This is a genomic window from Candidatus Alcyoniella australis, from assembly GCA_030765605.1.
GTDB lineage: Bacteria > Lernaellota > Lernaellaia > JAVCCG01 > Alcyoniellaceae > Alcyoniella > Alcyoniella australis.
This window is the reverse complement of the sequence record JAVCCG010000002.1, coordinates 1-5,913: the sequence shown is the minus strand read 5'-3', so window position 1 is coordinate 5,913 and position 5,913 is coordinate 1. Positions and strand designations below refer to the sequence as shown.

Genomic DNA, 5,913 nt, shown 5'->3' with positions numbered 1-5,913 from the left:
CATTCTCGCCGATCCGTGCTCGACGTACCGCAGCGGGTACGCCTGCGCAGTATCGACTCGTCTTCCTTGTTCTTGCGGCATCTTGCACGCCTCGCTACGACCCCTCGTGAGAAATGCGGGTTAGGCGCGGTCCGGCTTGACCGTCAAAACGCCCGGCCATAGACTTGGCGCGCATGCATCCTTTGCTAGATCCGACACCGGGAAAACGCCTATTGCTGCTGGGTAACCAGGCGATAGTGCGCGGTGCGCTGGAGGCCGGACTGGCCCTGGCCACGACCTATCCGGGCACGCCGGCCAGCGAGATCGGCGACACGCTGAACTCCCTGGCGAGCGAGGCGCAGATTTACTTCGAGTACGCGGTCAACGAGAAAGTGGCGCTGGAGCTGGCCGCTGCTGCGGCCGTGGGCGGCGCTCGCTCGCTGTGTGCGATGAAGCACGTGGGCGTCAACGTGGCCGCAGACCCGCTGATGACATTCGCTTACACCGGCACCAACGCCGGATTCGTGCTGGTCAGCGCCGACGATCCGGGCTGCCACTCCAGCCAGAACGAGCAGGACAACCGCTACTACGCGCGGCTATCAGGCCTGCCGCTGCTCGAGCCGCATACCCCGGACGAGGCGCGGCGCATGACGGCCTACGCCTTTGATCTCAGCGAGCAGGTGCGGCTGCCGGTAATCCTGCGCACCACCACGCGGCTGAGTCACGCCCGCGGCACGGTGACCTTTGACGATCTGCTTCCGCCGCAACGCAGCGGCGTGTTTCAACGCGATCCGCAGAGCTTTGTGCCGGTGCCGGCCATCGCGCGCAAACGGCATCCGGTGCTGATCGAGCGGCTTGAGCGCGCCGCGCAGATCAGCCAAAGATCGGAGTTTTTTGAGCTGATCGGCGAGGGTCCATTGGGGTTGCTCAGCTCCGGCGCGGTGAGCGCGGCGTTGATCGACATCTGCCGCGAACTTGATCTGCTTGAACGCGTGACGATCCTGCGGCTGGGCGTAATCCATCCCTGGCCCGAGGAGCAGGTGGCGCGGCTGATTCAGCGCGTCCAGCGCGTGCTGGTAATCGAGGAGCTCGAGCCGTACATGGAGGAGCAGCTGCAATTGCAGCTCGCGCGCTCGGGCAAGCTCAAGCCGGTACTGGGCAAGCACAGCGGTCACACCTCGCGCCTGGGAGAGCTGGGAGTCGAAGAACTGCTCGACGCCTTGGGCCGCGAGCTCGAGCTGTCGCGCGCCGTGCCTGTGATGGAGTCGCCGGTTGATCTGCCGGGCCGTCCGCCGCAGCTCTGCGCGGGCTGCCCGCATCGCGCGACCTACTTCGCGGTCAAGCTCGCAGCCGGGCCCGACGCGCTGTACATGACCGACATCGGTTGCTACACCCTGGGCTTTGCTCCGCCGATCGAGATCGGCGACCTGTTCTTCTGCATGGGCGCCTCGATCAACCAGGCGGTGGGCATGGGGCGCGTGGTCGACCGGCCGATGATCGCCTTTATCGGCGACTCGACGCTGTTCCACTCGGGGCTCACCGGCGTGGTCAACGCGGTGCGCAACGCCGGAGAAGCGCTGCTGGTGGTGCTCGACAACTCGACCACCGGCATGACCGGACACCAGCCGCATCCCGGTTCGCCCGACGTGAAGCAGGGGCAGCAGCAGGTCGACATCGAGGCTGCGTTGCGCGGCTTGGGAGTAAGGCAGATTCGCGTGGTCGACCCCAGCGACGCGCGCATTACCAAGCAAGCGGTCGAGGAGCTGCTCGAGCTGCCGGGCCTGCGCGTGCTGATCAGCCGCAGCCCGTGCCCGCTGTTTGAGCGTCGGGTGCTTGGGCAGAGCAAAGAGCGCACTGTTTTTGAAGTTGATCCCGAGCTGTGCCGCAACTGCGGCATGGCTGATGAGCAATGCCACAAATGCGAGCAGACGATTTCCAAGGGCTACGAGCTAGAGCGTGCGCGCCGCCGTGTGGAGCACGGGCCGCAGGGGCTGGATGATTATTTGACAGGCTCGGCCGCGGAAAAAATGCTCCATCCGCCGTGCAGTACCGAGTGCCCGCTGACAATCTGCGTTCAGGGCTACATAACTCAGCTCGCAGCCGGGGACGCGGACGCGGCAACCGCTCTGGTGCGGCAGCGCGCCTGTTTGCCCGGCGTGCTCGGCCGGGTTTGCCACCGGCCGTGTGAAGCAGCCTGCGTGCGTAACGATTTTGACGAGCCTGTGGCGATCTGCGATCTCAAGGCAGCGGCCGCAGAGTTGGAGAGCGACGCGGCGCGGGCCGCGCTGATCCAGCGTTGGTCCGCATTGCCGACCGACAAAGGACGCGTGGCCGTGATCGGCTCGGGCCCGGCAGGATTGGCCGGAGCGTTCGATCTTCGCCTGCGCGGCTTCCAGGTTCGGGTGTTCGACGCGCAGCCGCTGATCGGCGGAATACCGGCATGGGCGATTCCCGAATACCGGCTGCCGCGCGCAGTGCTTGAGCGCGATCTGCAGATGCTGCAAGGCGCGGGGATCGAGTTCGAGTCCGGTCGCCGTATTGATGATTTGGCCGAGCTGTTCGCCGATCAATATGACGCGCTGCTGCTGGCCTGCGGCGCAATGATCGGCACCAGGCCCGGAATCGAGGGCGAGACAGCGACGGGCTGCATCAGCGCCCTGGAGATGCTGCGTGCGCAGCGCCTGGGAAGCGCGATAGAGCTTGGCGATCGCGTGCTGGTAATCGGTGGAGGCAACGCGGCGATCGACGCGGCGCGCGTGGCCCTGCGACTTGGCGCGAGCGGGGTCAAGGTCGTTTACCGCCGCGGCGTCGAGCAAATGCCTGCCGACGCGCAGGAGATCGCCGACGCGCTGGAAGAGGGGGTCGAGCTGCTGAGCTGGAGTGCCCCCACGCGGGTGCTGACGACGGATGGTCGTGTCGCCGGGCTCGAGATCGTACGCACCGAGCCGGGCCGACTCGATGCCTCGGGACGAGCGCGGCCGGTGGTGGTCCAGGGCAGCGAGAGCGTGCTGGAAGCCAACTCGATCGTCTTTGCCGTGGGCCAGCGTCCGTTGCTTCCGCGTTGCGGAAAAAAACAAATCGATGTCGACAAGTGGGGCTGGGTGCGCGTTGACGAACAGACCGGCGCCACCAGCGTTGCGGACGTGTTCGCGGCCGGCGACGTGGTCAGCGGACCCTCAAGCGTGGTCCAGGCCATGGCAGCGGGCAAACGCGCGGCATACGGCATCGACCTGTTGCTCAGCGCGGACCCGGTGCTGCGCGAGATCGAGCCCGAGCGCGAGCGCTGGCGCGAGGAGCCCCGGTACGCGCCCGGCGGCGTGACGACTCAACAACGCATCAGCCCGCCGCAGCGCGAGGCCGAATTGCGCAGCAAAGATTTCGAGCCGACCAGGGGCGTGCTCGATATCCAATCGGCGCAGCGCGAGGCGCGGCGCTGTCTGACCTGCGGGATCTGCGCCACGTGCCAAGCCTGCCTGGACCTGCTCGGCTGTCCGGCGTTCGTGCGCCGCGACGGTAAAATTGCCATCGACCCGGTGCTCTGCGACGGCTGCGGAGTATGCGTGCAGGTCTGTCCCAACGGCGCGATCCGGCCCGTGAAGGTCCAGGAGGCGCAATGAGCGGACTGTGCAAAATCGTGGTCGCGGGAGTCGGGGGGCAGGGCTCGCTGACCATGACCCGATTGCTGGGCGAGGCCGCGCTGCTCGCCGGGCTCGAGGCCACGGCGGGCGAGATCCACGGTATGAGCCAGCGCGGCGGTGTGGTGGTCAGCACGCTGGTGATCGGTGCGGCGCGCAGTCCGCTGGTCGGTCGCGGCTGTGCCGACGTGCTGGTCGGCTTTGAGCCATTGGAGGCTTTGCGCGCTGTGGACCGCGTCGGGCCGCAGACCACGCTGCTGGTCAACACGCGGCCGATCGTGCCCTTTGGCCTGACATTGGCCGACCGCGAATATCCCGACGCACTGTCGCGTTTGCGGCAGCTCGAGGGTTCGGTTGCGAGGCTGGTGACCTTTGACGTCCTGAGATTGGCAGAAGAGGCGGGCAGTTCCATGGCTGTAAACAGCGTGCTCAGTGGAGCGTTGGCCGAGCTCGGAGTGCTGCCGCTGCCCGGCGACGCTTTGCGCGATTACGTGGTGTCCAGCGTTGTGGAGCGCCTGCGCGAGGTCAACGCCCGGGCCTTTGAAGCGGGCCGCCGCTTCATCAATAATTTAGGCTGAACATTCCCAATTCCTGAGCCACGAGTCCCGCGGCCAGGGCCGCCAGTAGTGCCGCGCCCCAGGTCCAGCGGCCGTACAGCCGCTCTCCGGGCACCAGCACCAAACAACAGATCAATACCCCGACCATTGAGGGCAACGCGGAGTACTCAACGCCCGCCATTAGCAGTGCCAAACTTAGCGCCGCGCAAAGCGCGCCGCTGATCGTTAGGCCGACGGCCGATAGCTTAAGCGCGTCCAGCGGACGCAGGGGTGCGCGATAGATCGCGCCCGCGCCGATCAGCAGCACTGCACAGGCCAGTATTGCGGCCAACACGGTCGCGCTGTTGAACAACAGCGATTGTGCTATTTGCCGCCATCCCGGCTCGAGCAGCGAGAGCAGCAGCACGCAGGCGAACAATAGAAAAAGGTAGCCATAGAGCGCATGAGGGTCGCCGCGTTTTTGCCGCAGCCAAAAGCCCGTCGCGTTGAACAGCGGCTGGACCAGCTTGCGGGGCAGGGCGATCGGCACCTCGCCGCAGTGCTCAGAGCTGTCGATCAACAGCCGGTATTGGCGGCCGCGCTGTACAAATCCTAAGGCCAGAGCAAGGTCCAGACCGTTGTCGCCCCGGGGTTCGCACAGCAACTCGTCGCACGCGCGGGCCGCGGCGTACTCCACTGCCCGCGCTGCCAGCGCGGCGGCGATACCCTGTCGCCGTAAGTCGGGCCGCACCCAGACCAGTTCCAGGGCCGCACTTGCCGGCGGCAGCGGTCCGCTCAGCCGTTGCGTGGCAGGCCAGGCCCAGCCGTTCTCGCGGCAGCGCACAACGCACAGCCCGGCCAGTCCGTCGTCCTGGTCCAGTGCGGTAAAAACTCCCTCGGCCGCGCCACGCTTAGACCAAGCGCCGTGCAGCTCGTTCACGCGCCGCGGCAGCTCAGGCGCATCGAACAGTGCGCAATGCTCGCGTACCGCTACGTGCGCGGCTTGCTCGAACTGCCCGCTGTCCAGCGGTCTGATGCTCAGCTTTGACATGTCAGCGGTTTTATCACAGCCAACGCCGCGCAAAAAGCGATTGCCAGGTCCGACGGGTGATCCAAGACGTTGACAGTGCGTAACGTCGACGATTAGGATTCGGCCAGCCGCGAAAGGTCGGTCGCGGCTAATGCAATCAACCCCGAGGAGGCGATGTGATTCTCGAGATGCTTGAGACCGGACCGCTGGCGGTCAACTGCTACATCGTGGGCGATGAAGAGACCAAGCAAGCCGCGGTGATCGATCCCGGCGGCCATGCGCAAATGATTCTCGACCTGGTGAACAAGCACGGGCTGAGCGTCAAATACATCATCAATACTCACTCGCATTGGGATCATACCGGCGGCAACGCCGAGCTCAAGCAGAGCACCGACGCGCCGATCCTGATCCACGAGGCCGAGGCCGACATGCTCGCCAACTCCGCGGCCACCGCCTCGCTGTTCGGCATGAGCGTGCCTTCGTCTCCGCCCGCGGATCAGCTGCTTAAGGAAGGCGACGAGGTCGAAGTCGGCGCAATCAAGATGCGCGTGCTGCATTTGCCTGGGCATTCTCCCGGCGGCATCGGCTTGGTGTTCGACAAGGTGGCGATCGTCGGCGACTCGCTGTTTTGCGGCAGCATCGGCCGCACCGACCTACCCGGCGGCAACCACAACGCCTTGCTCGACAATATCCGGCGCAAGCTGTTCACCCTGCCCGACGACACGCAAGTGCT

4 protein-coding genes are annotated in these 5,913 nt (G+C 65.9%); 3 read left to right on the top strand and 1 reads right to left on the bottom strand.

The genetic code is table 11. The features are described 5' to 3' along the window. Positions 1–212 precede the first annotated feature (212 nt). Positions 213–3,596, top strand: a complete 3,384-nt coding sequence (locus P9M14_00220) for an FAD-dependent oxidoreductase (protein MDP8254147.1) — start codon at positions 213–215, stop codon at positions 3,594–3,596. Then, positions 3,593–4,192 (top strand): indolepyruvate oxidoreductase subunit beta, encoded by a 600-nt coding sequence (locus P9M14_00215; GenBank protein ID MDP8254146.1) that lies wholly within the window; start codon positions 3,593–3,595, stop codon positions 4,190–4,192. Before P9M14_00220 ends, P9M14_00215 begins: the two co-directional genes overlap by 4 nt. Here the strand turns inward: P9M14_00215 and P9M14_00210 are convergent. Next, complete coding sequence (locus P9M14_00210) at positions 4,176–5,201, bottom strand: GNAT family N-acetyltransferase (GenBank protein ID MDP8254145.1); 1,026 nt, start codon at positions 5,199–5,201, stop codon at positions 4,176–4,178. The genes P9M14_00215 and P9M14_00210 overlap by 17 nt on opposite strands. A gap of 155 nt (positions 5,202–5,356) precedes the next feature. On the opposite strand from P9M14_00210, the gene P9M14_00205 reads away from it, so the two are divergent. Next, positions 5,357–5,913, top strand: a 557-nt coding sequence (locus P9M14_00205) for an MBL fold metallo-hydrolase (protein MDP8254144.1), incomplete at its 3' end; no start/stop codon positions are given.

What these genes read in the sequence shown, in the direction of transcription:
- P9M14_00210 (MDP8254145.1), bottom strand. Translation starts at nt 5,201, where the DNA reads ATGTCAAAGCTGAGCATCAGACCGCTGGACAGCGGGCAGTTCGAGCAA.
- P9M14_00215 (MDP8254146.1), top strand. Translation starts at nt 3,593, where the DNA reads ATGAGCGGACTGTGCAAAATCGTGGTCGCGGGAGTCGGGGGGCAGGGC.